A 26,385-nucleotide genomic window follows, 5' to 3' on the forward strand; every position below is an offset into this window, starting at 1 on the left:
ACCATGTCCAGAACTGCTTTCCCTGTCGTTGTCTTCCTTGTCGGCCTGCTGGCCGTGTGCTGGATCGGCATCGGCTACGTTTCGGTGCACCCGTTGGGTGCAGCGGTCGCGGCGGTCATTGCCGCCTGCTACATCGCCGGTGGTGTGGAGCTGTACCGCTATCGCCAGGCCAGCGCGGGCCTGCGCGATGCCCTGGGCGATCTGTCCGCCGCCGAGGAGCGCCTGGCACCCTGGCTGGAGCGCGTGCCGGCAAGCCTGCGCAATGCCGTGCGCCTGCGCGTGGAAGGTGAGCGCACCGCCCTGCCCGGCCCGGTCCTGACACCGTACCTGGTCGGCCTGCTGGTGCTGCTGGGCATGCTCGGCACCCTGCTGGGCATGATGGACACCCTGCGCGGCACTGGCCTCGCCCTGCAGAGCGCCACCGACATGGCCGCCATCCGCGGCTCGCTGGCATCCCCGGTACAGGGCCTGGCCGTCGCCTTCGGTACGTCGATTGCCGGTGTCGCCAGTTCGGCCATGCTGGGGCTGCTTTCGGCGCTGTTGCGCCGGGATCGCCTGCAGGCCGTGCAGCAGCTCGACCGTGCCATCTCCGGCCCGCTGCACCCGTATTCGCAGGCGTGGCAACGCGCCGAATCCCTGCGACTGCTGCAGGCGCAGTCCGCAGCGCTGCCGGCCCTGGTCGACCGCCTGCAGGCGATGACCGGTGCCTTCGAGCAGCACAGCCTGGCGGCCAACGAACGGCTGCTGGCCGGCCAGGCCGAGTTCCTCAGCCAGAGCCAGGCGCTGCAGGAGCGCCTGGCGGCCTCCCTCCAGCAATCGCTGCGCGAAGGCGCCGAAGCCAGCGCAGCGGCCATCGGCGGTGCCCTGCAGCCGATGGCGGAAACCACGCTGGCTGGCCTGGCCAGCCACGGCCAGGCCCTGCATGCGCGCGTTGAACAGGCGGTGCAGCAGCAGCTGGCCGGGCTGGCGGACGGCTTCGAGCGCAGCCGCGTATCGACTGAAGCCAGCTGGACGCGGGTGATGGCCGAACAGGCCCAGGCACAGCAGGCGCTGGTGACCGACCTTCGCCAGCATCTGCAGGCCTTCAGCGATGCCCAGGGTGCACACGGCGAAGCAGTGGTGGCACGCATCGGCGAACGGCTGCAGGCGGATGCCGACCGCCAGACCGACGCGTGGCGCACTGCGGCCGACCAGCAGCATGCGCTCAACACCACGCTGGTCGAGCGCCAGCAGCAGGCACTGGAGGCGGTCAGTCAGCATCTGGACGAACGGGCCCAGTCGCTGCTTCACGCGCTTGAAGAACGTCATGCAGCCAGCCAGTCGCTGCTGCAGGACCACGAGCAGCAGCGCCAGGCGCGCTGGGAGGCCGCCAGCACCCATCTGCAACAGGCCCACGCCGCGCTGCAGGCACAACTGCAGGCCGGTGACGAACAGCGCCTGCAACGCTGGAGCGACGCGCTGCACACCCTGTCGAACGATCTGGCCGAACGCCTGCACGCCAATGGAGAACGCCTGGCTGCGCAGCAGCAGCAGATCTGCGACACGCTGGCGGAGACCGCGCAGCAGATCGGCGAGAACGGCCGTGCCCAGGCCAGCGCCACGCTCGCGGAAGTCTCGACCCTGCTGCAGACGGCTGCCGCCGCACCGAAGGCCGCTGCCGACGTCATCAACGAGCTGCGCAGCACGCTCTCCGAGAGTCTGGTGCGCGACAACGCGATGCTGGAGGAGCGCGGCCGCCTGCTGGCGACGGTGCAGACCCTGCTGGATGCGATCAACCATGCCTCGCATGAACAACGCAGCGCGGTCGATGCACTGGTGGGCGGCTCGGCGGAACTGCTGGAGCGCGTCGGCAACCGCTTCACCGACCACATCGCGGCCGAAACCGGCAAGCTCGACGGCATCGCTGCACTGCTGGATGGCAGCGCCACTGAAGTCGGCCACCTCGCCGGCGCCTTCGGCGACGCCGTGGCCCAGTTCGGCGCCGCATCGGCCGAGCTGTCGGGCCGGCTGGAACAGATCGGTGGCGCGCTGGATGCCTCGCTGGCCCGCAGCGACGAGCAGTTGGCCTATTACGTGGCGCAGGCGCGTGAGGTGGTCGACCTGAGCCTGCTGTCGCAGAAACAGGTGATGGAGGAGCTGCAACAGTTGGCCGCGCGCCGCGGCAAGGCCGGCACCGCATGAGCGACGAGCTGGAGGTCGACGGCGGTTCGCACGCGCCGATCTGGGCGGCATTCGGCGACCTGATGTCGGTACTGCTCGGCGCGTTCGTGCTGATCCTGGTCGGCGTGGTAGCGGTCCAGCTGGAACTCTCGCAGCGGCTGGAGGATGAAGTCAGGCAGCGCCAGGCCGAAGCCAAGCGCCTGCAGACGCTGGAGCAGGCACTGGCCGGCCCGCTGGCGGCGGGCCGGGTGACGCTGGTCGATGGCCGCATCGGCATCAGCGGCAATGTGCTGTTCGCCCTCAATTCAGACCAGCTGCAGCCGGAGGGCCAGGAGCTGCTGCGCAGCCTGGCCGCACCGCTGGCTGCCTACCTGGGCAGCCGCGAAGAGATCCTGATGGTCAGCGGCTTCACCGATGATGCGCCGGTGCGCGAAGGCAACCGTCGTTTCGCCGACAACTGGGAACTGTCCGCGCAGCGTTCGCTGACGGTGACCCGTACCCTGATCGCCGATGGCGTACCGGCCGATGCGGTATTCGCCGCCGCCTTCGGCAGCGAGCAGCCGGTCAGCTCCAATGCCAGCGAGGATGGCCGCGCGCGCAACCGCCGCGTGGAGATCGCGCCGATTCCCAGGCCCAGGGCACCGGATGGCAGGTAAGCTGCCAGCGCTGGAGGGGCTGCGTGCACTGGTGCGCGATCTCGATGCGGGGTCGCGCTCGCTGGCGGACTACCCGCAGGTGCCGATGCTGCAGCAGGTGCAGCACGAGTGGTCGGAGCTGCGCAGTGAACTGCAGGTGCGCCGTTCGCTGCGCACCGAGGCCCCCGCCGACGGCGGCCCGCTGAACTCCGCGGTACTGGTGCAGCGCATGCTCGATTCGATGCAGGCCGCCAGCCCCGGCTATCTGCGCCACTTCATCGATTACGTCGATACCCTGTCGTGGTTGCAGGCGCTGCAGGACGGTGCGGCCAGCGGCGGTGATGCGGCGAAACCGAAGCGCGCGCGCAAGCCCCGCAACCCCGGTTGAGGCCCGGCCCTGCATCAGGGGGTCAGCCGCGCAGCGTGGCGCCGCCGTCGACGTACAGGTCACTCATCGCCACATGCCCGGCCTGCTCGGACAGCAGGAACATCACCGACTGGGCAACGTCCTCCGGCGTAGCCAGCTTGCGCAGGGGAATGCCGGCCTTGTAGGTGTCGAGGTTGCCGGCAATCACCCGCTCGGCACCGTACGCGTCTTCCCACATGCCGGTCTGCATGGCGGTCAGCGTCGAACCGGGTGCGACGATGTTGCAGCGGATGCCCAGTGGCGCCAGCTCCAGGCCCAGGCAACGGGTGAACATGGTCGCTGCCGCCTTCGAGGCAGCGTAGGCCGCCATGCCGTGACGCGGCACGCCTGCGGCGTTCGAGCTGACGGTGACGATGGCGCCCTGTCTGCGCGGTGACATCACCCGCGCCAGTGCGCGGCCGAGATGGAACACACCGTCAGCGTTGACCGAGAAAACACGGCGCCAATCGGCATCACAGGTATCCGTCACCGCGCCGACCTGCAGCACGCCGGCCACACTGGCCGCCAGGGCGATCGGTCCGATCTTCGCCTCTACCTGGTCGATGAGCGCATCGACCGCTGCGCTGTCGCTGACATCCAGCGCACAGGCATGGACGCGCTCGCCCACGATCGCGGGCGACTCGCGGTCGGTGGCCACCACCTGGCAGCCGGCGGCGACCAGCAGCTTCACCAGCGCGGTGCCGATCCCCCCGGCTGCGCCGGTCACCAGCGCCACGCGACCCTCAAAACCGGTCAACTGCATGTTGCGATCTCCTGTTGTTCATCCCAATGCCGCAGTCGCGCCGACAGCCATGGCGCGAGCCGCGCCACCGCATCACGACCGGTCAGTTCGGCATGCAGGAACGGCAGTTCGAGCGCCTGCACCGTGCGCGCATGCGCCTTCCACAGCGCCGACTGCAGCTGTGGTCGTGCCTGGTGGTCCCGCCCTGCGCGCACATGCACCAGGGTGCCGTCGAATGGCCGGTGGTGGTGCTCGCGGATCAGGCGGTTGGTTCCGGTGACCGCGCGCACCACGCCGTCCAGCACCACGTCGGGCAGGCCGCCCAGCGCACTGCCACCTCGACGCAGGAAGGCCAGAATGCGCTCGCGGCTGTCCAGCTCCGGGTGTGCGTCGGGATCGTGGCCGGCGATGGCCAGCAACGCCCGCAGTGCGGCGATCGGATCCGGCTCCGGCTCGGCCCGCCAGCACTCACTGGGATAGGCGTCGAGCAGGACCAGCTCGCCGACCTTGCGACCGATCTCGTGCAGGCGCACGGCCATCGCCTGGGCGATGATCCCCCCCACCGACCAGCCGAGCAGGTGCACCGGCCCGCGCGGCTGCAGGGTCACTACACGCTGCACGTACTCGTTGGCCATCGCCTCGATGCTGGCCGGCAGCGGCTGCGCGGCGTCCAGCGCCGGCGACTGCAGCCCGTACACGGCCCGCGCCGGTTGCAGCGCACGCGCCAGCGCGCGGTAATTCCAGGCAATGCCGCCTGCCGGGTGCAGCACGAACAGCGGCGGGGGTTCAGTCCCATCGGTCGTGGCCAACGCGATGACCGGGCCCAAGGCATGATCGGCCAGCATCGGGGGTTCGGCGATACGCCGGGCCAGCGCCGCCACCGTCGGCTCCGCGAACAGAACGCCGAGGCCCAGCTCGCAGCGCCAGCGCTGTTCGATGGCCAGCAGCAGGTGCACGGCCGAAAGCGAGTCGCCCCCAAGGCTGAAGAAGTCCGCATCGACCGCAACGGCCTGCTCACGGCCCAGTGCCTGTGCGAACAAGGCGGCCAGCGCATGTTCCAGTGGCGTGCGCGGTGCGACACCGGTCATCCCGACCTGCGGAGGTTTCGGAAGCGCGCTGCGATCCAGCTTTCCGTTGGTGGTCACCGGCCAGTGATCGACCCCGACAAACGCCGACGGCACCATGTAGTCCGGCACGCGCGCCGCCAGGTGCGCGCGCAGGGCAGCGGCGTCGGCCATTGCCGCTGGCACGTAGGCGACCAGCCGCGGCTCACCGGGAAGGTCGTGGCGCAGCAGCACGTCCACGCGCTCCATGCCGGGCAGTTCCCGCAGCGCCGCCTCGATCTCCCCCAGCTCGATGCGCAGACCGCGCAGCTTCACCTGATGGTCGCTGCGGCCCAGATACTCGACCGCTCCGTCGCTGCGCCAACGTGCAACGTCCCCGGTGCGGTAGATGCGCTCGCCCGCGAGGAAGGGATCGCCCAGGAAACGTCCGGCGGTGAGATCGTCGCGGCCCAGGTAGCCTCGTGCCAGCTGCACGCCGCCGAGGTAGAGCTCGCCCGCCACGCCCACCGGCAAAGGCTGCATGCGTGCATCGAGCACATACAGGCGGGTGTTCCAGACCGGGAAGCCGATCGGCACCGGGCGTGAGCGATCGCCTGCCGGGGCTGGCCAGTAACTGACATCCACCGCGGCTTCGGTAGGCCCGTACAGGTTGTGCAGCTGCGCGTCGATGCGGGCATGGAAGCGGTCGCGGAGCGAGGCGTCGAGCGCTTCGCCGCTGGTGAACACCCGGCGCAGCTGCAGGCCCTGCGAGGCCGGCGCCGCGAGGAAGGCGTCCAGCATCGACGGGACGAAGTGGGCGGTGGTGATGCCCTGCGCGCGGATCAACCGGCCCAGCTCGGTGGGATCACGATGCGCATCCGGACCCGCGAGAACCAGCGTGGCGCCGCACAGCAGCGGCAGGAAGAACTCCCAGACCGACACGTCGAACGTGGCGGGCGTCTTCTGCAGCACGCGGTCGTCTGCGCCGAAGCCGTAGTGCTCGCGCATCCACAGCAGGCGGTTGACGATGGCGCGATGCTCGATGACCACGCCCTTGGGTTCGCCGGTCGAGCCGGAGGTGTAGATCACATAGGCCGCATCATCCGGCGCCGGGTCCGGCCAGGGCGCGGCAGCCCCCTGTGCCATCCATTGATCGGGTGGCAGCACCGGCACGCCTGCGGCCCGGTGCGCCATCGTGCTGTCGGCCAGCACGCAGGCCGGACGCGCCGAGCGCAGGATGCGCGCCAGGCGCTCGTCGGGATGTGCAGGATCCAGCGGAAGATAGGCGGCGCCGGCACGCAGCACGGCCACCAGGGCGATGACCAGCTCCATCGAGCGCGGCAGCGCGACCGCCACCACACTGCCCGGCCCCACCCCCAACGCGCGCAGCTGTGCGGCCAGTGCGAAGCTGCGTGCCTCCAGCGCGGCATGCTCAAGCGTGGCGTCGCCGCAGACCAGCGCCGTTGCCTGAGGGTCGCGATCCATGCCCTGCTGCAACAGTTCCACCAGTGTGGTTGCAGGCAATGGATGGGTGGTCGCGTTGAAGCGATGAACCACCTGCGTGACCTCTGCCGCGGTGGCCAGTGGCACGCTGGCAATGTCGTCGGCATCCAGCGCCGCCGACACGAAATGCAGCAGCCGTTGCGCATGCGCCTGCACGTCGGCGTCGCTGTACAGGGCGGGGTTCGCCTCGATCTCCAGATCCAGCAGCGCCTGGCCATCACCGCGGAAGCCCAGCACCAGATCCTCCACCGGCCCGGTGCACAGCACCTGCAGCGTGGCCTGCACGCCGGGCAGCGCCAGCGGCCTGTAGAACGGCTGTATGTTCACCAGCGGGCCATGCAGGCGCTGCTGCGCACCGACCAGGCCCAGATCGCGCCGCAGCTGTTCGCCGCGATACCGGCCATGCCTGCGGCTCTGGCTCAACTGCCGGCCGATGCCACGGGTGTAGCTTTCGACACTGCCCTCGGCAGCGGCCACGCGCAGCGGCAGCACGTTCATCACCATCGCGGGCACGCGCGCCGACGCGTTTCCCAGGCGCCCCATGTAGGGCACCCCCAGCACCACTTCCTCGGCCGCACTCATCCGCCGCAGGTACTCGGCCGCAAGTGCGGCCAGCACATCCGGCCACGGCTGCAGCCAGCGCACCGATGCCTGCAGCAGCTCTTCACGGAAGGCGGCATCCAGCGGCTGCACCCAGCGCAACGCGTCATCACTGGCGGCGGCGACGCCGGCCAGACCAGCGGCGGCCGGCGCGTCCCGCAGGTGGTCGCGCCACCAGGCACCGGCCATCTCGCGACGCGGATCGATGCGGTATGCCGCATCGTCGGCCAGTACACCGGCCAGGGGCGGCAGCGCATCGCCGCCGCGCCCGGCGTACAGCGCGCAGACACGATCGCTGAACAGTGCCATGCCATAGCCATCAGCGCCGAGATGGTGAACGCGCAGGTACCAGACCCAGCGCTGGCCTCCCAGTGCGTAGAGCACCTGCTGGCTGATCCGGTCGCGGGTGGGATCGACCGGGCTCAGCCGGTCGGCCCGCATCGCGGCGTTGGCGTCGGCCACCGGATCGGCAGCGCTGGAAAGATCATGGACTGCCAGCAGCGGTACATGCGCCGGCTCATGCCATTGCAGCGGCTCGCCATCGCTGCCTTCCGTGAAGCGCAGTGCGAGCGCCTGCGCCTCTGCCGCCGCCTGGTTGGCGGCGGCCGTGAACGCCGCCACGTCCAGCGCGCCGTCGATCCATACGGCATGGGCCGTGTTGAATGCAGGGTTGTCGGGAGCCAGGCGCTGGGCATACCACAGCCCCGCCTGGGCCTCGGTCAATGCCACCGGTGAGGCTGGCGCTGCACCGTTCATGCGCCTTGCGCGGCCTGCAGCCGTTGCACCACCTGCCACCACTGGCGCAGCGTGGTGTGCTCGGCCAGCTGCGAGAACTCCAGCGGAAGGCCAGTGTTGCTCCACGCAAGAACGAGGCCGAGCATGCGCATCGAATCCAGATCGAGATCGATCAGGTTGTCGTCATCGCCGATGTCGGCCGGCTCGCATTCGAGCACGCGCGCCACGTCCGCGCGCATCCGTTCCAGGTCAAGCACATCGCCCGTCCTATCCATCACAGTGTCTCCAGCAGCTGGCCGGTGGTCATCGGTACGCCACAGGTCCGTGCGATCCAGTGCAGCGCCTGCTCATGATCGGCGCGCGAGAAGTCGGCGACCGCGTCCGCGGCGATGAATGCCTCGATATCACGCTGGAAGGCTTCGACCACGGTCGCGGTGCAGCCGATATGCGCATACACACCGGTCACCAGCAGCTGGTCGCGCCCGCGCGCGCGCATCAGCGTCTCCAGGTTGCTGCGCTGGAACGCGCTGTAGCGATGCTTGACCAGTACGTGCTCGCCCGGCTGCGGGGCCAGCGCGGTGATGATCGGCTCATGTTCCTCACTCCGGCGCATGCCGGGTCCCCACAGGTCGGCCTGCAGGCCGCGGTCGCGCCGGTCCTGATCGCCATGCTGGGCGGTATAGAACACGGGAATTCCCTGCGCCCGGCAATGCGCCAGCAGGCGCGCGACGTTGTCCACGGCGGGGCGCAGCGGCTCGCTGTCCGCGTCGAACGCTGCCAGGAAGTAGCGTTGCATGTCGTGCACCAGCAACGCGATCCGCTCGCGCTGCGGGTGCCAGGGGCCGCGCGGCTGTGGTAACTCGCTGGCGGTCGGCAGGGAATATGAAGCAATGCGGGGCAGCGCCATCAGCGCGTTCCTCCTGTCTGTTGCAGATGACGCGCACGCAGCTGCGCACGCAGTTCGCGGCGGCTGATCTTGCCGACCGCCGTTGTATCGAAGCTGTCCACGAACACCACCTGGTCCGGCACCTTGAACGACGCCAGCCCGCGCCCGCGCATCCAGGCCTTCAGTGCCGGCGCCGTGATCGGCTCGCCCTGGCGGATGACGAAGGCGCAGCTGCGCTCACCCAGGTATTCATCGGGAATGGACACCACCGCCGCATCGAACACACCCGGATGGGCCAGCAGATGGTCTTCGATCTCCTCGGCGGAGATCTTCTCGCCGGCACGGTTGATGTGGTCCCCGGCACGCCCCTGCACCACCAGATATCCCCCGGGCAGCTGCTGCACGCGGTCGCCGGTGCGGTAGAAGCCGTCGTCGGTGAACGAGCGCGCGTTGGCTGCGGCATCGTTGTGGTACCCACGGATGGTGTACGGGCCGCGGGTCAACAGATGTCCGATCTCGCCCTCGGCAACCGGCTGATCGTGGTCGTCGACCACACGGACTTCGTCGTCAGGGCTGATCGGACGTCCCTGGCAGGCCACCACCAGTTCCTCGGGATCGTCGAGGCGGGTGTAGTTCACCAGGCCTTCGGCCATGCCGAACACCTGCTGCAGCGTGCAGCCCAGGCCATCGATGACGCGCCGCGCGGCCTCCGGCACCAGTTTTGCGCCGCCCACCTGCAGCACCCGCAGGCTGGACAGATCGTGCTTCGTCGATGCCGCTGCCTGCGCCCACAGCAGGGCCAGCGGCGGCACCAGCCCACAGCAGGTCACCTTCTCGCGTGCAATCAGCGGGAACGCGACATCCGGGCCCGGCCCCGGACTGAGCACCACGCGGGCACCGGCATACAGCGCACCGAAGAAGCCCGGCGAGCTCATCGGAAAATTATGCGCGGCCGGCAATGCGACCAGATACACGCTGTCGCGGTCGATCCCGCAGATCGCGTTGCTGGCACGGAACGAATAGATGTAGTCGTCGTGCGTGCGCGGAATCAGCTTGGACAGGCCGGTGCTGCCACCTGACAGCTGCAGGAACGCCACCGACTGCGGATCCGGGTCGGCCGGCAGCTGGCTGCGGTCGCCCTGCAGGTTCGCCAGCCCGACGAACTCCTCCGCATCGCCGTCGATCACCACGTGGCGCAGGGCCGGCACCTCCGCCTGCAGTGCCCGTGCCAGCCCGCGATGATCGAAACCCTCGTGCACATCGGCGGTGACAAAGGCACTGGCCTCGGCCTTCGTGGCGAAGTGCACCAGCTCGGTGATGCGGTGCGCGGGCAACGCGTACACCGGTACCAGGCCGGCGCGGAACAGGCCGCAGACGGTGGCGATGAAGCCGGCGCTGTTGCCCAGCTGCACCAGCACCCGTTCACCGGGCTGCAGGCCCAGCGCCAGCAGGCCGCTGCCGATGCGCCCGGCCTCGTGCCACAGCTGCGCATAGCTCAGTCGGACATCACCTGCCACCACCGCGATGTCATCGGCGTAGCGTTCGGCGCGCTCGCGCAGGAAGGCCGGGAAGGTCTCCCCGCGCCAATGCCCCATCCGGCGATAGTGGGCGACCCGGTCTTCGGGCCATACCTGCTGCAATGGCAGGCGGGAAGAAGATGGGCTCATGCGAGGGGCTCGGTCGGGGGCGCGGGCTCACTGACGCCCAACGCGTTCAACAGGGCAGCAAACTTCGCTGCGGTTTCGGCCACTTCGGCCTGCGGCTGCGACCCGGCGACGATGCCGGCGCCCGCATACAGGCGCAGCTGCGTGCCCTGCAGTCGTGCGCAGCGGATGGCGACGTACCAGTCGCCGTCGCCCTGCGCGTCCAGCCACCCCACGGCACCGGCGTAGAAACCGCGTGGAACCGGCTCCAGTTCGCGGATGCGCTGCAGCGCCGCCTGCTGCGGCGTGCCGCATACGGCGGGCGTGGGATGCAGCTGCGCCAGCAGGGCGGCCGCCGGCACCCGTGGATCCTTCAACGTGGCATGGATGCGGGTTCCCAGGTGCCACATGGTGGCCGTGGCATGCAGCACCGGCCGCGCCTGCGCGTCGATATGGCTGCAATAGGGAGAGAGGCCATCAATGATGGCCTCGACCACATGACGGTGCTCGTCGTGATCCTTGGCCGACACCAGCAGGGTCTGCGCGGCACGCTCGTCCTGCACCGGATCCGCACTGCGTCGGGCTGAGCCGGCCAGCGGGTGCGACAGCACCTGCGCGCCGCGCTTGCGCAGCAGCAGCTCGGGCGTCGCCCCGACCAGCCATGCCGGGGCTTGGCCCAGCTCCACCGGCAGCGGCACCGCGTAGGTCGCCACCGACGGATCGGCTCCCAGTCTCGCCAGCAGCACATCGGGCGTCAGGGCGTGGCGTGTGTGTGCCAACAGGCTGCGCGCCAGTACCACCTTGTGCAGGTCCTGTCGGGGATCACGCAGGGCCTGCACTGCCCTATCCACCGCTGCGGCGTAGTCGTCCGCCGAAGGTTCGGCCTGCACGACACCCTCCAGCGCAGGCGCAGCCTGCGGCTGTACCGGCAACGCAGGCAGCACGCGTTCGGGCTGGTACAGCGCATCGTCGGCACGTGGCTCGAACGGAATCGCTCCGACCAGCAGGCCCGGCCCGCCCCGCTGCTGCGCGAAGAACGCAGCCACGCGCCCGGCCAGCGTCACCAGCGGACCGGACGCAAGCGCCGCACGACAGCCACGCGCATGCACATGCTGCCCTGCATGCTGCAGCAGGAACAGCGTGGGGTCATCCGCAGCCGGCAACGGCAACGGCGCCGTCTCCTGCCATGCATCGTCCCTGAGCGAATCGTTCATGTCGCCTCCTTCATCCGGTGCGCTGCCGCCAGCACGCACAGCAACAGCAGCAGCACACCGACCAGCAGATACGGCAGGCTCGGCCCGCCCCGATACAACAGCGTGCCGAGCATCGGCCCGACCACCATGCCCAGCCCCTGTGCCGCAGCGACCGTTCCGGCGGCGGCACCCTGTTCGTGTGCCTGCACCGCGTCGGCGGCCAGCGCCTGGAACGACGGGAACACGAAGCCCATGCCGAATGCCGCCAGCGCATAGGCCGCCGGCAGCTGCCAGGACTGCTGCACGGCGGCTACCGAGGCGAAGCCGATACCGGCGATCAATGCACCCAGCACGATCCAGCGCCGCGGTGGCACCTCCAGCTTCATCACCAGTGCCTGCGCCAGGATCAGCCCGACGCCCACAGCGGTCAGTGCGATGCCGGCCATGCGCGCGCCTTCAGCCGCTGCCAGGCCGAGGCGATCGATCGCGAAGAAGCCGACCGTCACCTGCGCGATGGTCACCGACACCATTCCTAGGAACGCGGCCAGTTGGGGCAGCCGAAGGCGCCGGTCCAGACGGCGCAGGGGCGTCCGTCGTGCTGACGATGCCGCCGCTGCCGGCGCCGTCGAAGGCAGACGCCACGCCAGCAATGCCAGCGCCAGCAGCGGCAACAGCGCGGCCACATACAGCGCCAGCGAAAGATGCGTGTAAGCCAGCCAGCCTGCTGCCGCTGGGCCCAGCACCATCCCCAGTGCATTGGCACTGCCCAGACGGGCGAGAAACTGCGTGCGCTGGCCGGCCGGCGCCTGGTCGGCGATCAAGGCTGCGGCCGTCGGTGGCACGGCGGCATAGAACAGCCCGATCAGCCCGCGCGCGCCCACCAGCACCAGCACCGACACAACCACCGGCGGCGTGACCTGCAGGGCCACATCGATGAACATGGCGAGCGCGAGGTAGACGCCGGTGTACGCGCCCATCGCCAGCAGCAGCACGCGCTTGCGACCGATGCGGTCGCTGAGTTGGCCCCAGCGGCGAGCCGCCAGCATCCACAGCACGCCGGCGGCCGTCACCGACAGGCCCGCGTGCCATTCGGACAGGCCCAGCAGCCGGACCACCGGGCCGATCACGGCGACGAAAGACATCATGGCCATGGTGCCGATCAGGGCCGCCAACACCAGGGCCGGCAAACCGGGAACGACGGGACGTGCGTGCATGGAACACCAGCCGTAACAGGGAAGGACGGCAGAACGCCAGCACGACGCTCCGCCCGATGCCGCCACGTCACGCAGCGACACCACCCTTAAATGATAACGGCTCGTATTTGCATTTGATACCCATTCAATTGAATGGACCCGCAACAGCCGTGTCAGCGCATCACGCGCAGCGACAGCAGGCCGCGACGGCGGAACCACCACTCCAGCGGCAGCGTGACCAGCGGCGGGACAGCAGCAAGCAGGGCCAGCGCGCTGGCCCACCATGGCCAGCGCAGGCGCACTGCGGAGAACAGGGTCACGGCCACGTACACCAGGAACGCCACGCCATGCAGCGGCCCGAACAACTTGACCAGGGCGACGTTGGCCTGCGGGCCGTACTTCAGCCACATGCCCACCAGCAGGCCGGCCCAGGTGATGGCCTCGATGAAGGCAACCACGGCGAACAGCCGTCCGACGGGGTGCATGGGATTGCCTGGGGTCACATCGGGCTCCTGCAGGGACAGAAGATGCGAATGATACGCAGATGCGAACGTTCAGGACACCGTCGGGTCACACCCGCCCACATCGGTAGCGCCGGGCCATGCCCGGCGGGCGCAGCACAGCTACCGGGGGATATGCGGCAGCACCCGCTCCCCGATCTCGCGCAGCACGGCCTCCACCGGCCGGCCGTTGTCGACCAGATTGAACATCACATGCGCCACGCCCTGCGCATGCACGCGCAGCAGATAGTCACGCAGGCCATCGCGGCCGACCTTCAGGCCAAGCGGCAACGGCTCGGCGGGTGCCTGCGGGTCCGCCTGCAGGTCCAGCAGCATCGACTGCACGAACGGTTTGCCCGCCGCGCCCTGTTGCGCCAACGCCTGCTGCCACAGACCGATGCGTCCCTCCTGGGCAGCCTCCTCGCGGTGATAGGTGGCCCATCCTTCAGACTCACGGGCGATCCACTGCAGGCTCTGCCTGGCGGTACCCACCACCAGCATCGGAATGCGCGCGGCCGGCGCAGGCAGCACGTCGAAGCCTCCGGTCACCTGCAGCACGGCGGCCCGCTCGTGTGCCTGCGGCGACAGCGCCGCCCGAAGCAACGACCAGCGCTCACGGAACGTCGCGGCCCTGCCCTCCAGATCCTCGCCGAACGCGGCGAATTCCTCCGGGCGGTCACCCGAACCCAGGCCCAGCACGAAACGCCCGCCGCTGATGCGGTCCAGGCTCAAGGCCGACTTCGCCACCTGCAGCGGCTGGCGCAATGGCAGCACGATGGCCGCACTGCCAACCACGATGCGCTCTGTCGCGGCGGCCAGCATGCCCAGCCACAGGAAGGGATCATCCAGCGCGCTCGCGGTCGCCTCCGGTCCCTGCGGCACCATCAAGGGCACGTCGCGCGTCCACAGCGCGGCAAAGCCGAGGTCATCGGCCAACCGGGCGACACGCCGCGCCTCATGCGGATCGGCCAACCCGTGCGCCGCCACCGGCGTCATCAGTCCCAGGCTCAGGCCCTGTTCTGCAAACAGCCCAGCGTAGGCAGAATTGAAATCGCTCATGCCGCCAGCTTAGCGTGGAGCCCTGCGGCAACGGTGCTGCCGCAGGTGCGTGCCAAGCCGGTGGGTTCAATGGGGTGGTGTATCAGCAGAGGGTGCGGGCGGGCGTCATGCCCTGCAGCGCACCCTTCATGAGCAAACTGAATCAGCAGCCTCTGCCGTCATTCCTACAATGGCGTGTCACCCTGCCCTTCGAGATGCTGCCGATGCGCGTCGCGCTTTCCGTGTTGCTGCTGGCTTCGGCGCTGAGCGCCTGCACCCCGGCCCCGGTTTCCACCGCCAACTCCGCCGAGGCCCCCGCACCGGCGACCGCCATCGCCTGGCGCCAGGGCGACGTCGACGACGCCTTCGCCGAAGCCGCCGACAGCGGCAAGCCGGTGCTGCTGTACTGGGGCGCGGTCTGGTGCCCACCGTGCAACCAGCTCAAGGCGGGTCTGTTCAAGGACCCGGCCTTCATCGCGCTGACCAGCAAATTCGTTCCCGTCTATCTGGATGGTGACGAGGAAGGTGCGCAGGCCTGGGGCGAGCGCTTCGGCGTGCGCGGCTATCCGACCCTGATCGTGCTGGACCCTCAGCGCGACGAAATCACCCGCGTAGCCGGCGGCAACGATGCCGCCGAACTGACCCGGGCACTGACCGTGGCCGCAGGCCGCCGCAGTGCCGTTGCCGCCACCCTGGCCACCGCATTGGCGACGCCGGAGCAACTGGCCGTCGAGGACTGGCAGGTGTTGGGCGACTACGGCTGGGAAGTCGACGCCAACCGCCTGGCCGGCGAACGCAACGGCCAGGACGTGCTGCGCCAGCTGTCCAAGGCCGCACCGGAGGCCGCCCTGCAGCGCCGTTTTGCTCTGCTTGCCTTGGCGACAGCCGAAAAGCCCGATGCCTCGCCCACCGAAGTGCGCGAGCTGCTGCAGGCCGTGCTGGCGCACCCCGCGGAGGTGCGACGCAACCGCGAGCTGCTGGGCTATGCGGGCGTACAGCTGGTCAAGCAGGCCAGTACCGGGCCGGCCACCAGCAACACCCTGGGGCAGCAGCTGCTGGTCGCACTGGAGCGCGCAGACGCCGAGCGTGGCGACCGCGCCGACGACGCGTTGTCGCGTGCCCTGACCGAAGTGTCGCTGGCCCGCCAGCAGCAGCCCAAGGGCGCGCTGCCCGCTACTCTGGTTGATCGGGTCAAGCAGCGCGTGGCCGCCGCCGATGCCGCCGCCACCGATGCGCATGCACGCCAGGCCACGATCAGCAGCGCGGTCTACGCACTGCGCCAGGTCGGCGACGACGCCGGCGCGGAGTCGCTGCTGCTGGCCGAGCTGAAGCGCAGCGAGCAGCCGTACTACTACATGCCTGAGCTGGCCGAGCTGGCCGAGCAGCGCGGCGACACCGCCGGTGCGCTGGAGTGGCTGAAGCGTGCCTACGACGGTGCGCAGGGCCCGGCGACCCGCGTGCAGTGGGGTGTGCTGTATGTGGAAGGCCTGCTGAAGCTGGCGCCGGACGATGCACCGCGCATCGAGCAGGCGACCACCTCGCTGATTGCCGAACTGGAGGCGCAGCCGTCGGGCTACCACCAGCGCACCCGCCAGCGCTTCGAACGCCTGGCCGGGCAGCTGAAGGCATGGAGTGGCAAGCACCAGGGCGCGCAGACGCTGGCGCGGCTGCAGCAGCGGATGCAGCAGGCGTGCGGCAATCAGGTGGATGGGGCGTGCAGGGATTGGCTGGGTTGAGTGGATGATGGCGCAGGCGGGTTGACCTCAACCAATGTTGAGGTGCGATAACAGTCTCCCCACGGCCAGCCCCTGGCCTTCGCTACGGAGACTGCTTCGATGTCGTACTCGCTTCCCCCGCTCCCCTATGCCTACGATGCCCTCGAACCGCATTTCGATGCGCGGACGATGGAGATCCACCACAGCAGGCACCACCAGACCTACGTCAGCAACCTCAATGCCGCGGTCGAGCAGGCCGGCCTTTCCGAACAGCCGGTCGAGGCGCTGATCGCCCGCCTCGATGCCGTGCCGGAGGCCCAGCGCGGCGCGGTCCGGAACAACGGTGGCGGCCACGCCAACCACAGCCTGTTCTGGACCGTGCTCAGCGCACACGGCGGCACGCCGGATGAGGTGCTGGCGGCGGCCATCGACCGTGACCTCGGCGGCTTCGATGCCTTCAAGGATGCCTTCAGCAAGGCGGCGCTCACCCGCTTCGGCAGCGGCTGGGCCTGGCTGACCAGCGATCGCGACGGTCGCCTGCGGGTTGAAAGCAGCGCCAACCAGGACAACCCGCTGATGGGCGCGGCCGCCGGCCTGTCCGGCAACACGCCGATCCTCGGCCTGGATGTGTGGGAGCACGCGTATTACCTGCATTACCAGAACCGCCGTCCGGACTACATCGGGGCGTTCTTCAACATCATCGACTGGGCCGAAGTCGGTCGCCGTTACCGCCAGGCGGGCGGCGCATGAGCACCGGCACTCCCCATTACGCCGGGCCGTGGGCAGGGGTCTTCCCCGCCCCGGCTCCGGTACCCTCGGTCAGTCTGCCACCGCGTGCATTGCGGCGGCTGCTCGGCCACTTCCCTACCGGCGTGGCCATCGTCTGCACCCGCGACGCACGGGGCACACCGCTGGGCCTGACCATCAATTCCTTCGTGCCGGTGTCGCTGCAGCCGCCGCTGGTACTGTGGAACCTGGCCCTGCACGCACAGAGCCTGCAGGCCTTCCAGCGCGCCACGCGCTTCGCGATCAGCGTGCTGGGCGCGGACCAGGAAGCACTGGCGCGCACGTTCGCCGATCCCCAGGTGCGCAATCGTTTCGACGGCGTACCCCTGCTTCCAGACGAAGACGACGCGCCGCCGCGCATCGCCGGCGCGGTCGCGCACCTGACCTGCACCCGTCATGCGCAATGGCCTGTGGGTGATCACCTGCTGCTGGCCGGCCGCATCATCGAGATCAATGAGACCGGCGGTGCGCCGCTGATGTTCCACCGTGGCCGCTTCCTGCCGGGGCCGCTGGACACCCTGCGGGAGGTACAGACATGACCATCGAGGCACTGGAGGACCTGCTCGCCAACGGCCACGACAGCGCGCTGCTGCGCTTCGGGCTGGGCAAGGGTTGGCTCGACGCCGGCGATCCGGCGCGCGCGGCGACCCATCTGGGCCGCTGCGTGGCACTTGATCCGCATTACTCGGCGGCGTGGAAACTGCTGGGCAAGGCCTGGCTGGCGGGTGGCCAGCCGCAGGCGGCGCGCGAGGCATGGCAACGCGGCCTCAGCGTGGCCAGCCACCAGGGCGATGAGCAGGCTCGGAAGGAAATGCAGGTGTTTCTGCGCCGGCTGCAGCGCGAACAGCCGGCGCCGCAGGAGAGCGCGGGCTGAGCCGGCCGCACAGGCCGGCCGCATCGATCAGCCCGCGTTGGCCGGTGCCGGCGCCGGCATGATGTCCGGCATCGGCAGGCGGCGCGGCTTGCTCGGGAAGGCATGCCGCAGGATGCGCCACACCACCTGGCCGAACTGCCGTGGCAGCGAACCGTTGTTGTAGTGCTGACCGTAGCGAAGGCAGATCTCCTTCACTTCCTTGGCGATGGCCGCATAGCGGTTGGCCGGCAGATCCGGATAGAAGTGGTGTTCGATCTGGTGGCTGAGGTTGCCCGACAGCACGTTGATCAGGAAACCACCGCTGATGTTCGACGAGCCACGCAGCTGGCGCAGGTACCAGTGGCCACGCGATTCGTTGCGCAGGCACTCCTTGGGGAACGTCTCCGATTCAGCGGTGAAGTGGCCGCAGAAGATGATCACGTAGGTCCAGATGTTGCGCAGGCCGTTGGCGACCAGGTTGCCCAGCATCACGGTCAGGAAGAACGGGCCGGCCAGCAGCGGGAACAGCACGTAATCCTTCAGCACCTGGCGCAGCATCTTGCGCGCCACCGGACGGGTCTGCAGCCACATCGCGCGGCTGCTGATGCGGCCCTTCAGCCAGCGCCCCAGGCGCAGGTCCTGGGCGGCCACGCCCCACTGGAACAGCAGCGCGAAGATCGGTGCGATGATCGGCTGCAGCAGATAGAACGGCTTCCAGCGCTGTTCCGGGAAGATGCGCAGCAGGCCGTAGCCGATGTCATCGTCCATGCCACGCACGTTGGTATAGGTGTGGTGGCGGAAATTGTGGGTCTTGCGCCAGTTGTCGGCGGTGGCAACGATGTCCCACTCGTAGGTGTTGCCGTTCAACTTCGGGTCGCCGGTCCAGTCGAACTGGCCGTGCATCACGTTGTGGCCCAGCTCCATGTTCTCCAGGATCTTCGACAGCGCCAGCATGAGCGTGCCAGCGATGGCGGCCGGCCACAGCAGCGGTGCCCACAGCAGCGGCGAGAACGCCGCCAGGAACAGCAGGCTGCGGCCGCCGACGCCGAACCAGCGCACGGCAGCGGCCACGCGCCGGATATAGCGCGTATCGGACGCGCCGAGACTGCCGATCACACGATCGCGGATCGCGTCGAGTTCCTGGCCGAAGGCGTTCATTTCGGCAGGACTCAGGGCACGGTCGGTAGCGCGGGTCATGGCAACGGTTCCTCAGAGATCCAGGGTCAGGTCGGTGGTCGGCGCACTCACGCAGATCCGTACGGGCTGTGCCGCTTCGGAATGCGTATCGCCGGTGCGCAGATGGCGGGTAGCGCCACTGACGCGTTCACAGCTGCAGCTGTTGCAGATGCCCATGCGGCAGCCGTGCCGGGGCTTGATGCCCTGCGCTTCCAGGCTCTCCAGCAGGGAGCGGCCGCGCGGCACGCGCAGCTGGCGCCCACTGCGTGCCAGGGTCAGCGACACTTCGCCTTCGCCGTCGGCATCCAGCAGCGGCGCGGGCGGCGTGAAGGCTTCCGCCTGGAAACCGGCCACCTGATGCGCAAGGCGGCGGCGCGCGGCGGCAACGAAGCCGTCCGGGCCACAGGCCAGTACATGGCGCTGTGCCAGCGGCGTGTCATCGCCGGGAATCTGCAGGGCGTGGGTATCGATGCGCGCGGCCGGCACCTCGCCCTCGCGGGTGGTCAGCAGGTGCACGCGCAGGCCCGGCGTCGCTGCCGCCAGCGTATGCAGTTCGTCACGGAACTGGATGGCGGCCGCTGTGCGTTCCCAGTAGAACAGGTCCACCGGCGCGCCCAGCGGTCGCTGGCAGGCCTCGCGCAGCAGGCTGCGCATCGGCGTGATGCCGCTGCCCGCCGCCAGCAGCAGCACCGGCGCGGCGGCCGGCATATGGAAGTCACCGAAGGCGGCATCGATGCGGAACAGGTCACCGGGCCGCGCCTGGTTCACCAGGTGCTGGCTGACCCGCCCCCCTTCCACGGCTTTGACGGTAATGGCCAGTTCGCGGCCACTCAGCCGGGTCGGGCTGTAGCTGCGCTGCCATACCCGCCCCTCAAGCTCGACGCCGAGGGTGACGTGCTGGCCGGCGCGCATGCCGGCCCAGTGCCGGTTGCAGCGCAGGATCAGGGTGGCCGCGCCCTCGCCCGCTGGTTCGCGTCGGACCAGGCGTGCCAAGGGCTCGCGCAGCGTCCACAACGGATTGATCTGGCCGGCCCAGAAATCGAACAGCGTGGGCGACAGCCAGCGGTGCAGGGAAAACGGGGACGGACGGACGACAGCGCTCATGGCAGCCACTATACGGGCGCACATACACCTGTGTATACACGTGTATATTGAACCGGATTGGGTATGATTCAGCCTTGCCCCACCGGAACCCTCATGGCCGCTGCCACCGTCCTGTCGATACCCGAAGATGCGCAGAGCCCGGCCCGCCGTACGGTGAGCCGCGAAGATCTGCTGGCCGCAGCCCTGAAGCTGATCGGCCCGCACCGCAGCCTGTCCACCCTCAGCCTGCGCGAGGTCGCGCGTGAGGCAGGCATCGCGCCGAACAGCTTCTACCGGCAGTTCCGCGACATGGACGAACTCGCCGTGGCCCTCATCGATGTGGCCGGCCGCTCGCTGCGCACCATCATCGGCGAGGCGCGGCAGCGCGCGACCTCCTCCGCCACCAGCGTGGTGCGGGTATCAGTGGAGACCTTCATGGAGCAGCTGCGCGCAGACGACAAGCTGCTGCACGTCCTGCTGCGCGAAGGTGCGGTCGGCTCGGATGACTTCAAGCACGCTGTCGAGCGCGAGCTGCATTACTTCGAGGAAGAGCTGCAGCACGACCTGGTGCGCCTGGCGGCCCTCGACGGCGCGGTGCTGCATGCACCGGAACTGGTGGCCAAGGCGATCACCCGCCTGGTGTTCGCGATGGGCGCCACCGCGATGGACCTGCCGCCGGAGAAAGATCCGGAACTGGTCGAACAGATCTCCACGATGATCCGCATGATCATCGTCGGCGCCCGCACCCCGGCCGCCTTCCGCCGCGGCTGATCGCCAGGCTCCAGACCGTTGCCGCTTTGCGCCGGAATGCTGCAATGCAGTATTTCGAGACGTCGCCCCCTCGGTCATCTGTGATTTGCGTCACGATTTAGATCGGTGAAATGGGGTTCGCCTCGCTTCGACAGGGGCTTCATGCCGTTTTCACTTCAGCAGGACTATCCAGCATGCGCGAGTTCCGCAGCTGAATAGGCCCTCCACAGCTGGATGGACGCCGCCGCAGGTTCTGGAAAAGTTGCATGGCTCTGCAGGCTGTCGCCCCGCAGAGTGTTGCCTTTGGCCTGTGGGGACGGGCCCCATCCAACGCATTGGAGAGATCCCATGTACACGATGAAGTCCGCTTCACGCGCCCTGCCCGCGCAGGTCGCTCCCCTTGCGCTGGCCCTGGCGGCCTGCGTCGGCGTGCCGCAGACAGGTCATGCCCAGTCAGTTTTTGTCCCGGCCGGCACCACGCTGACGGTGGATCCGGGAAGCCCCTATGAGGGCCGTGATTTTTCCGTCCGCGGAACATTGAACCTCGATGGCGTCAGTGTGGGTCGCGTGGTTACCAGCGAGGGGGGCGTCGTCAATGCGACGGACACGACCATTGCCAGCAATGCGTCGGGAGCGGGAGCATCGATGACCAACTCGCAGGGCCGCTTCCTCAGGTCGGAGATCGTCAACACGAATGCCAGCGGCTTCGGCTTTTCAACCGGCGCGCTGGTTACCGCCACCCCGCAGCCTCTCAGCCTCGCCCAGTTCATCGACAGCAAGGTATCGGGTGCCGCCATTGGTGCTCAGGCCAGTGGGGGCGGCACCATCGTTGCCGAGCGCTCGACCTTCTCCGGAGCCATCGGCATGCGCAGCCTGGCCGGCTCGATCGAGCTGCGTGATGGCTCCGCCGCCATCGGCAGCGACATCGGCCTGCTACTGGGAAATTCCAGAGTGAACCAACCCCCCTATGCGGACCCTGCGGACTGGCACGTACTGGTGGATGGATCACGCGTGGAGGGCACCACCGGTCCCGCCGTCAAGGTGAGAATGGAGCTTGGCCGTGCTCCCGATCTGGCACGCCTCACCGTCCAGAACGGCGCAACGCTCATCGGTGGCAACGGCAATCTGGTTGACGTCGATCCCGACATGGCACTGGACTTCACGGCTCGCACGTCCACCCTCAACGGCAACTTCGTCATCGCCGATACCGCCAGCACGACCCTGCGCTTCCTCGATGGGCTGGTGCTGACCGGACAGATCACCGGCCCGGCCGAGGTGATCGTCGACCAGGGCGGACGCTGGACGCTGTCCGGCGACAGCAGCACCGGCAACCTCACCCTCGGCGCGGACAGCCACATCCTGCTCGGCGCGGAGGGTCAGGCGGCGTATCCGCAGTTGACCGTCAATGGCGATTACACCGGCAACGGCGGCACCCTGCATTTCAACACCGTGCTGGCCGGCGACGCCGCCGCCAGTTCGCGCCTGCATGTGACCGGCGCCACCAGCGGCGCCACCAACGTCATTGTCAACAACATCGCGGGCGCTGGCGCGCAGACGGTCGACGGCATCCTGCTGGTCCAGGTCGATGGCGCCAGCAACGGCAGCTTCGCGCTGCAGGGCCGCGCCATCGGCGGCATGTACGAGTACTTCCTGCACAAAGGCTCGGCCACGACGGCCAACGGCAACTGGTACCTGACCTCGGCCTACACGGGCAATCCATGCGATATCAATCCTTCCCTGCCGGAGTGCGATCCGGAGGATCCGGTGATTCCTCCTCCCGATCCTGACCCCGATCCCGAACCCGTGCTGCGCCCGGAGCCCGGCGCCTATCTGGCCAACCAGATCGCAGCCGAGCAGATGTTCCAGGTACGTCGTCACGATCGCGGCGAGCCCGGCTTCGACCGCGCGCGCCCGGGAACCTGGGTGCGTGGTGGCCGCGATCAGATCCAGGCCAGCATTGCCGGCCAGGTCGATGCTCGCACGCATCTCAACGTCCTGCAGCTGGGCAGCGATCTGTGGCGCTGGAGCGACGGGCGCGGCCAGGTGGGCGTGATGCTCGGCACCGGCGACGCCACCACCCGCGCGGTCTCCATGCTGTCCGGCTATGGCACCCGCGGCAGGATCAAGGGCAAATCGGCAGGCGTGTACCTGGGCTGGGTACAGGATGCACAGAGCAGCGGCGGTCTGTACGTGGACGGCTGGGTGCAGGCTGCCCGCTTCGACAATGATGTGCAGGGCGAGGGCATTGCGGCGGAAACCTACGATGCGGACGTCCGCAGCGCGTCGCTGGAGCTCGGCTACGCCTGGGCGATCCGCACCCGCGAGGCCAGCACTCTGTACCTGCAGCCGCAGGCACAGCTGACCTGGACCGACTACGACAGTGACAGCCTGGTTGAAGACAACGGAACGCGGGTCGAGGATGGCCGCAGCATCGGGCTGAACAGTCGGCTGGGTGTGCGTCTGTTTGGACAGAGCACCCTGCGCGGCAATCGCGTACAACCCTTCCTGGCGGTCAACTGGCTGCGCGGCCAGCGAGATCCCTCGATGCGCTTCAACGAAGAGCTGTTGAGCGCGAAGACGCCCGACAGCCGCTACGAAATGCAGGCGGGCGCGCAGCTGCAGCTGGGGCAACGCTGGAGTGCCTGGGGCGACCTGCGCGTGCAGCGCGGCGACAGCGGCTATCGCAACCACGGTGCACAGGTCGGCCTGCGCGCCGCCTGGTAACACCCGGCGTCCCGCCCGGAACACGCGCCTGAACACCCCTGCCGGATATGACATCCGGCAGGGGTGACGTCGTCTATTGTAATGTTATAACACCGTCATTCCTGATGAGGCGCCCTGTGCCGTGCCCATGAAAGCAGCGTCGCGCTTGATATAGCAATTGCTATATCTATGAGCATTTGCTTTCATGTACACCAGCCAGGTCGCCCTCGCCGCTCTCTTCCCCAAGGACGACGCCTCCATGCCCCACGCCGTGCCGCCGTGCCACCTTCCGCTGGCCACCGCCATCTTCTTTGCCCTGTCGACCCCGGTACTAGCCGGCACGCCCTCGCCCACGCAGCTGGACCGGGTGCAGGTCAAGGTCAGTACCGCCACGCGCAGCGAGCGCCTGCTTGCCGATGTGCCGATCCGTACCGAAGTGCTGCGCAGGGAGGACATCGCGCTGCGTGCGGCCACCGATTTCTCCCGTGCGGTCGAACTGATCAATGGCCTGCGCGTGGAAAGCAACTGCCAGAACTGCAACACCAGCGAAGTGCAGCTGCTGGGCCTGCCGGGTGCCTACAACCAGCTGCTGTTCGACGGCATCCCGCTGCTGTCCACGCTGGGCAGCGTGTACGGCCTGGAGCAGATTCCCGCCGGCTTCGTCGATCGCATCGAAGTGGTCAAGGGCGGTGGCTCGGCGCTGTATGGACCCGGCGCGGTGGCCGGCGTGATCAACCTGGTTCCGCCGCTGCCCTCGCGCAGTGGTGGCCATGTGCAGGCCGGCGTGGATGTGCTGCGTGGCACGCCGCAGAAGAATGCAGATGTCCGGCTGGATCTGGTCGCCGCGCAAATCGATGCCGGGCTGTCGGTGATCGCCCAGCGCAACTGGAACAGTGGCATCGACTACAACGGTGATGACTACACCGAGATCACGCGCAAGGATCTCAAGGTCGGTGGACTGCAGGCGTGGTATGCGCCCACACCGGGAACACGGCTGCGCGTGGACGTGCAGGTCACCGATGAAACCCGGCGCGGCGGCAACCGCCTTGACCAGCCGGAGTATCTGGCCAACATCGCAGAATCGCTCGACACCACGTACCGGCGTGGCAGCGTGTCCTGGGACCAGGAAGTAAGCCCGGACATCGACTTCCGCCTCGCCTATGCCTTCGCCGACATCGATCGCGACAGCTTCTATGGCGGTCTCGGCGATGTGGTCACCGACCCGTCGGCAGCCGGATACGATCCCTCCGAGCTGGACCCCACCGTGGCCGGCAGCGCCGCCTCGCGCTCCTGGCGGCAATACGGACGCACGCACAATCCGCTGCATTACCTCGACAGCCAGTTGAACTGGCGGCTGGGCGCGCATGCCCTGGCGTTCGGCGTGCAGTACAAGCACGAGCGCCTGCGCGACGACAACCGGACCGGTGACGGCCAGCGCCTGGCCGTGCTGGAGGACGCCAGCTTCCACAACCTGGGCGCCTTCGTGCAGGACGAATGGAGCCTGCGCGAGGACATCGACCTGGTGATCGGCGCGCGCGTGGACAAGACTTCCGAACTGGACAACGCGGTGCTCTCACCGCGTGTCGCCTTGGCCTGGCAGGCCACGGAGAACCTGAAGTGGCGGGCGGGCATTGCCAGCGGATTCCGCGCACCGGAAATCTTCGTCGAGGATGTGCATGTGGACACGCTCGGTGGCGAGCAGGTGCGCGTGCGCAATGCCGAGAGCCTGAGGGAGGAACGTGCGCTGACCACCCTGCTCGGCTTCGACTGGCGTTCGGATCCGGCCGAGCCCGTGTGGACGTGGGACGCCACCGCCTCCTACGCGCGCATCCGTGACACCTTTGCGCTGGGCGAGATCCTGCGCGGCGCCGACGGCCAGCTCGGCCAGCTGCGCTACAACGCCTCGGGCTCGGACGTACTGGGCATGGAAACCAATCTGGGCTGGCAACCCTCGCCGCAATGGCGTCTTACCGCGGGCGCATCGTGGTACCGCTCGCGCTTCCGCGAACCCCAGCGCATCTTCGATGACACCGGCGAGGGCGGCGACACCGTGATCGACAGCCGCGACTACCTCAAGACCCCTCGCTGGACCGGGCTGGCCCAGCTCGGCTGGTTGCCTTCGGAACCGTGGGAGACCTTCATCGCGCTGCGCCACACCGGTTCAATGCCGGTGCTGAACAACCGGCTGGGTGAACTGCACCGCACCCGTGCCTTCTGGGTGACCGACCTGGGTGCCCGCTGGCATCGCCACCTGGGGGTGGGCGCCGAACAGGAGGTGTCCGTGGCAGCCGGAGTCAAGAACGTGTTCGATCAGCGGCAGAAGGATCTTGAAGCCGGCGCGCTGCGCGACAGCGACTACGTCTACGGGCCCCGCTTCGCGCGCTCGTGGTATGTCAGCCTGCGCTATGCGTTCTGAAGCACTGCGCGTTCTGCTGTGCGCCGGCAGCGCGCTGCTGGCCGCGCCGGTCGCGGCAGAGAATCTGCACGCGCAGGTCTCGGCGTCGCTGATGCGACCAGAGGCGCGATCGCTGCGCCCGATGCAGTGGTCGCCGCCGCCGCGATTGATCGCGCTGTACTTCGGTGCGGACTGGTGCGCGCCCTGCCATGCCTTCGTGCCGACCCTGCGCAGCGTGCGTGACGCACTGCGCGAGGCCGGTGCGGACACCGAGGTGGTGTACGTCAGCCAGGATGAGAGCCAGGCCGCGCTGCGCCGCTACATGCGCCGCCAGGACATGCCGTGGCCGGTACTGGACCCGCGCAGGGCCGCGCGCATGCCGGTGCTGCAGGCCCTGGCCGGCCCCGCGCCGCCCAATCTGGTGCTGATCGACGCGGAAGGTCGCGTGCTGGCGAAGGGGTGGCATGGGCGGCGCTATGAGGGTCTACAGCCTGTGCTGAAGCTGTGGCAGGCAGGGGCATGCGCACAGGAACAGGCGCGCTGCCCGCCGCTTGAGTGATCTGCGGCTCCTTCCACGGCCGCCGGGCATGGCCCGGCGCTACCCCTCCTTCCCAGCGCATGCAGCCGCCGGGCATGGCCCGGCGCTA

22 protein-coding genes are annotated in these 26,385 nt (G+C 68.7%); 11 read left to right on the plus strand and 11 right to left on the minus strand.

All coding sequences use genetic code 11. The annotated features are described in order from the left end of the window. Positions 1 to 3 precede the first annotated feature (3 nt). The 3 genes from N8888_RS10395 to N8888_RS10405 are packed head-to-tail and all read left to right on the plus strand — an operon-like array spanning position 4 to position 3,183. Positions 4 to 2,181, plus strand: coding sequence for a DUF802 domain-containing protein (locus N8888_RS10395; protein WP_053517789.1), 2,178 nt, complete (start codon positions 4 to 6; stop codon positions 2,179 to 2,181). Next, positions 2,178 to 2,816 carry an OmpA family protein gene (locus N8888_RS10400; protein ID WP_263174521.1) on the plus strand — a complete coding sequence of 213 codons (639 nt, stop codon included), beginning with the start codon at positions 2,178 to 2,180 and terminating at the stop codon, positions 2,814 to 2,816. Before N8888_RS10395 ends, N8888_RS10400 begins: the two co-directional genes overlap by 4 nt. Continuing rightward, positions 2,806 to 3,183, plus strand: coding sequence for a DUF2894 domain-containing protein (locus tag N8888_RS10405; protein ID WP_263174524.1), 378 nt, complete (start codon positions 2,806 to 2,808; stop codon positions 3,181 to 3,183). Before N8888_RS10400 ends, N8888_RS10405 begins: the two co-directional genes overlap by 11 nt. A 22-nt stretch (positions 3,184 to 3,205) precedes the next feature. Here the strand turns inward: N8888_RS10405 and N8888_RS10410 are convergent, their stop codons facing one another. The 9 genes from N8888_RS10410 to N8888_RS10450 all read right to left on the minus strand — a co-directional run bounded on the left by N8888_RS10410 (position 3,206) and on the right by N8888_RS10450 (position 14,298). After that, entirely contained in the window at positions 3,206 to 3,964 is a 759-nt protein-coding gene (locus tag N8888_RS10410; protein WP_128987976.1) for a 2,3-dihydro-2,3-dihydroxybenzoate dehydrogenase, read from the minus strand. Next, positions 3,955 to 7,845 carry a non-ribosomal peptide synthetase gene (locus tag N8888_RS10415; RefSeq protein ID WP_263174526.1) on the minus strand — a complete coding sequence of 1,297 codons (3,891 nt, stop codon included), beginning with the start codon at positions 7,843 to 7,845 and terminating at the stop codon, positions 3,955 to 3,957. The genes N8888_RS10410 and N8888_RS10415 overlap by 10 nt, the downstream gene beginning before the upstream one ends. Further along, positions 7,842 to 8,099 (minus strand): phosphopantetheine-binding protein, encoded by a 258-nt coding sequence (locus N8888_RS10420; protein ID WP_053517795.1) that lies wholly within the window; start codon positions 8,097 to 8,099, stop codon positions 7,842 to 7,844. Before N8888_RS10420 ends, N8888_RS10415 begins: the two co-directional genes overlap by 4 nt. Next, a complete protein-coding gene (locus tag N8888_RS10425; RefSeq protein WP_053517796.1) occupies positions 8,099 to 8,731 on the minus strand; it encodes an isochorismatase family protein in 633 nt (210 codons plus the stop codon). Before N8888_RS10425 ends, N8888_RS10420 begins: the two co-directional genes overlap by 1 nt. Next, complete coding sequence (locus tag N8888_RS10430; RefSeq protein ID WP_263174530.1) at positions 8,731 to 10,377, minus strand: (2,3-dihydroxybenzoyl)adenylate synthase; 1,647 nt, start codon at positions 10,375 to 10,377, stop codon at positions 8,731 to 8,733. Before N8888_RS10430 ends, N8888_RS10425 begins: the two co-directional genes overlap by 1 nt. Beyond that, entirely contained in the window at positions 10,374 to 11,567 is a 1,194-nt protein-coding gene (locus N8888_RS10435) for an isochorismate synthase (RefSeq protein ID WP_263174532.1), read from the minus strand. Before N8888_RS10435 ends, N8888_RS10430 begins: the two co-directional genes overlap by 4 nt. After that, positions 11,564 to 12,760: an MFS transporter gene (locus N8888_RS10440; RefSeq protein ID WP_065182925.1), complete on the minus strand. Its 1,197-nt coding sequence runs from the start codon at positions 12,758 to 12,760 to the stop codon at positions 11,564 to 11,566. Before N8888_RS10440 ends, N8888_RS10435 begins: the two co-directional genes overlap by 4 nt. A gap of 152 nt (positions 12,761 to 12,912) precedes the next feature. Next, complete coding sequence (locus tag N8888_RS10445) at positions 12,913 to 13,224, minus strand: DUF3817 domain-containing protein (RefSeq protein ID WP_053517801.1); 312 nt, start codon at positions 13,222 to 13,224, stop codon at positions 12,913 to 12,915. Between the two features lie 138 nt (positions 13,225 to 13,362). Continuing rightward, positions 13,363 to 14,298: a TIGR03571 family LLM class oxidoreductase gene (locus N8888_RS10450; RefSeq protein ID WP_263174537.1), complete on the minus strand. Its 936-nt coding sequence runs from the start codon at positions 14,296 to 14,298 to the stop codon at positions 13,363 to 13,365. Positions 14,299 to 14,492: 194 nt separating this feature from the next. On the opposite strand from N8888_RS10450, the gene N8888_RS10455 reads away from it, so the two are divergent. The 4 genes from N8888_RS10455 to N8888_RS10470 all read left to right on the plus strand — a co-directional run bounded on the left by N8888_RS10455 (position 14,493) and on the right by N8888_RS10470 (position 17,652). Next, complete coding sequence (locus N8888_RS10455; protein ID WP_263178395.1) at positions 14,493 to 16,013, plus strand: thioredoxin family protein; 1,521 nt, start codon at positions 14,493 to 14,495, stop codon at positions 16,011 to 16,013. Between the two features lie 99 nt (positions 16,014 to 16,112). After that, entirely contained in the window at positions 16,113 to 16,742 is a 630-nt protein-coding gene (locus tag N8888_RS10460; protein WP_180875294.1) for a superoxide dismutase, read from the plus strand. Continuing rightward, a complete protein-coding gene (locus N8888_RS10465; protein ID WP_263174540.1) occupies positions 16,739 to 17,317 on the plus strand; it encodes a flavin reductase family protein in 579 nt (192 codons plus the stop codon). Before N8888_RS10460 ends, N8888_RS10465 begins: the two co-directional genes overlap by 4 nt. Next, complete coding sequence (locus N8888_RS10470) at positions 17,314 to 17,652, plus strand: tetratricopeptide repeat protein (RefSeq protein WP_053517807.1); 339 nt, start codon at positions 17,314 to 17,316, stop codon at positions 17,650 to 17,652. Before N8888_RS10465 ends, N8888_RS10470 begins: the two co-directional genes overlap by 4 nt. Positions 17,653 to 17,679: 27 nt before the next feature. On the opposite strand, the gene N8888_RS10475 is transcribed toward N8888_RS10470, so the two are convergent. Together N8888_RS10475 and N8888_RS10480 are read right to left on the minus strand one after the other, a co-directional pair. After that, on the minus strand, positions 17,680 to 18,828 hold the full coding sequence (locus N8888_RS10475) for a fatty acid desaturase family protein (RefSeq protein ID WP_262100547.1): 1,149 nt from the start codon (positions 18,826 to 18,828) through the stop codon (positions 17,680 to 17,682). 12 nt (positions 18,829 to 18,840) lie between these two features. Further along, positions 18,841 to 19,911, minus strand: a complete 1,071-nt coding sequence (locus N8888_RS10480) for a ferredoxin reductase (RefSeq protein ID WP_263174543.1) — start codon at positions 19,909 to 19,911, stop codon at positions 18,841 to 18,843. 93 nt (positions 19,912 to 20,004) lie between these two features. On the opposite strand from N8888_RS10480, the gene fabR reads away from it, so the two are divergent. The 4 genes from fabR to N8888_RS10500 all read left to right on the plus strand — a co-directional run bounded on the left by fabR (position 20,005) and on the right by N8888_RS10500 (position 26,297). Further along, complete coding sequence (fabR, locus tag N8888_RS10485; protein WP_053517811.1) at positions 20,005 to 20,661, plus strand: HTH-type transcriptional repressor FabR; 657 nt, start codon at positions 20,005 to 20,007, stop codon at positions 20,659 to 20,661. Between the two features lie 327 nt (positions 20,662 to 20,988). Then, positions 20,989 to 23,364: an autotransporter family protein gene (locus N8888_RS10490; protein ID WP_263174547.1), complete on the plus strand. Its 2,376-nt coding sequence runs from the start codon at positions 20,989 to 20,991 to the stop codon at positions 23,362 to 23,364. A 238-nt stretch (positions 23,365 to 23,602) separates the two neighbouring features. Then, positions 23,603 to 25,759 (plus strand): TonB-dependent receptor plug domain-containing protein, encoded by a 2,157-nt coding sequence (locus N8888_RS10495; protein ID WP_317629492.1) that lies wholly within the window; start codon positions 23,603 to 23,605, stop codon positions 25,757 to 25,759. Continuing rightward, complete coding sequence (locus N8888_RS10500) at positions 25,749 to 26,297, plus strand: thioredoxin-like domain-containing protein (protein ID WP_263174549.1); 549 nt, start codon at positions 25,749 to 25,751, stop codon at positions 26,295 to 26,297. The genes N8888_RS10495 and N8888_RS10500 overlap by 11 nt, the downstream gene beginning before the upstream one ends. The last annotated feature ends 88 nt before the right edge of the window (positions 26,298 to 26,385 follow it).

Source organism: Stenotrophomonas maltophilia (genome assembly GCF_025642255.1).
GTDB lineage: Bacteria > Pseudomonadota > Gammaproteobacteria > Xanthomonadales > Xanthomonadaceae > Stenotrophomonas > Stenotrophomonas maltophilia_P.

What these genes read in the sequence shown, in the direction of transcription:
- N8888_RS10395 (WP_053517789.1), top strand. Translation starts at nt 4, where the DNA reads ATGTCCAGAACTGCTTTCCCTGTCGTTGTCTTCCTTGTCGGCCTGCTG.
- N8888_RS10400 (WP_263174521.1), top strand. Translation starts at nt 2,178, where the DNA reads ATGAGCGACGAGCTGGAGGTCGACGGCGGTTCGCACGCGCCGATCTGG.
- N8888_RS10405 (WP_263174524.1), top strand. Translation starts at nt 2,806, where the DNA reads ATGGCAGGTAAGCTGCCAGCGCTGGAGGGGCTGCGTGCACTGGTGCGC.
- N8888_RS10410 (WP_128987976.1), bottom strand. Translation starts at nt 3,964, where the DNA reads ATGCAGTTGACCGGTTTTGAGGGTCGCGTGGCGCTGGTGACCGGCGCA.
- N8888_RS10415 (WP_263174526.1), bottom strand. Translation starts at nt 7,845, where the DNA reads ATGAACGGTGCAGCGCCAGCCTCACCGGTGGCATTGACCGAGGCCCAG.
- N8888_RS10420 (WP_053517795.1), bottom strand. Translation starts at nt 8,099, where the DNA reads ATGGATAGGACGGGCGATGTGCTTGACCTGGAACGGATGCGCGCGGAC.
- N8888_RS10425 (WP_053517796.1), bottom strand. Translation starts at nt 8,731, where the DNA reads ATGGCGCTGCCCCGCATTGCTTCATATTCCCTGCCGACCGCCAGCGAG.
- N8888_RS10430 (WP_263174530.1), bottom strand. Translation starts at nt 10,377, where the DNA reads ATGAGCCCATCTTCTTCCCGCCTGCCATTGCAGCAGGTATGGCCCGAA.
- N8888_RS10435 (WP_263174532.1), bottom strand. Translation starts at nt 11,567, where the DNA reads ATGAACGATTCGCTCAGGGACGATGCATGGCAGGAGACGGCGCCGTTG.
- N8888_RS10440 (WP_065182925.1), bottom strand. Translation starts at nt 12,760, where the DNA reads ATGCACGCACGTCCCGTCGTTCCCGGTTTGCCGGCCCTGGTGTTGGCG.
- N8888_RS10445 (WP_053517801.1), bottom strand. Translation starts at nt 13,224, where the DNA reads ATGCACCCCGTCGGACGGCTGTTCGCCGTGGTTGCCTTCATCGAGGCC.
- N8888_RS10450 (WP_263174537.1), bottom strand. Translation starts at nt 14,298, where the DNA reads ATGAGCGATTTCAATTCTGCCTACGCTGGGCTGTTTGCAGAACAGGGC.
- N8888_RS10455 (WP_263178395.1), top strand. Translation starts at nt 14,493, where the DNA reads ATGCTGCCGATGCGCGTCGCGCTTTCCGTGTTGCTGCTGGCTTCGGCG.
- N8888_RS10460 (WP_180875294.1), top strand. Translation starts at nt 16,113, where the DNA reads ATGTCGTACTCGCTTCCCCCGCTCCCCTATGCCTACGATGCCCTCGAA.
- N8888_RS10465 (WP_263174540.1), top strand. Translation starts at nt 16,739, where the DNA reads ATGAGCACCGGCACTCCCCATTACGCCGGGCCGTGGGCAGGGGTCTTC.
- N8888_RS10470 (WP_053517807.1), top strand. Translation starts at nt 17,314, where the DNA reads ATGACCATCGAGGCACTGGAGGACCTGCTCGCCAACGGCCACGACAGC.
- N8888_RS10475 (WP_262100547.1), bottom strand. Translation starts at nt 18,828, where the DNA reads ATGACCCGCGCTACCGACCGTGCCCTGAGTCCTGCCGAAATGAACGCC.
- N8888_RS10480 (WP_263174543.1), bottom strand. Translation starts at nt 19,911, where the DNA reads ATGAGCGCTGTCGTCCGTCCGTCCCCGTTTTCCCTGCACCGCTGGCTG.
- fabR (WP_053517811.1), top strand. Translation starts at nt 20,005, where the DNA reads ATGGCCGCTGCCACCGTCCTGTCGATACCCGAAGATGCGCAGAGCCCG.
- N8888_RS10490 (WP_263174547.1), top strand. Translation starts at nt 20,989, where the DNA reads ATGTACACGATGAAGTCCGCTTCACGCGCCCTGCCCGCGCAGGTCGCT.
- N8888_RS10495 (WP_317629492.1), top strand. Translation starts at nt 23,603, where the DNA reads ATGCCCCACGCCGTGCCGCCGTGCCACCTTCCGCTGGCCACCGCCATC.
- N8888_RS10500 (WP_263174549.1), top strand. Translation starts at nt 25,749, where the DNA reads ATGCGTTCTGAAGCACTGCGCGTTCTGCTGTGCGCCGGCAGCGCGCTG.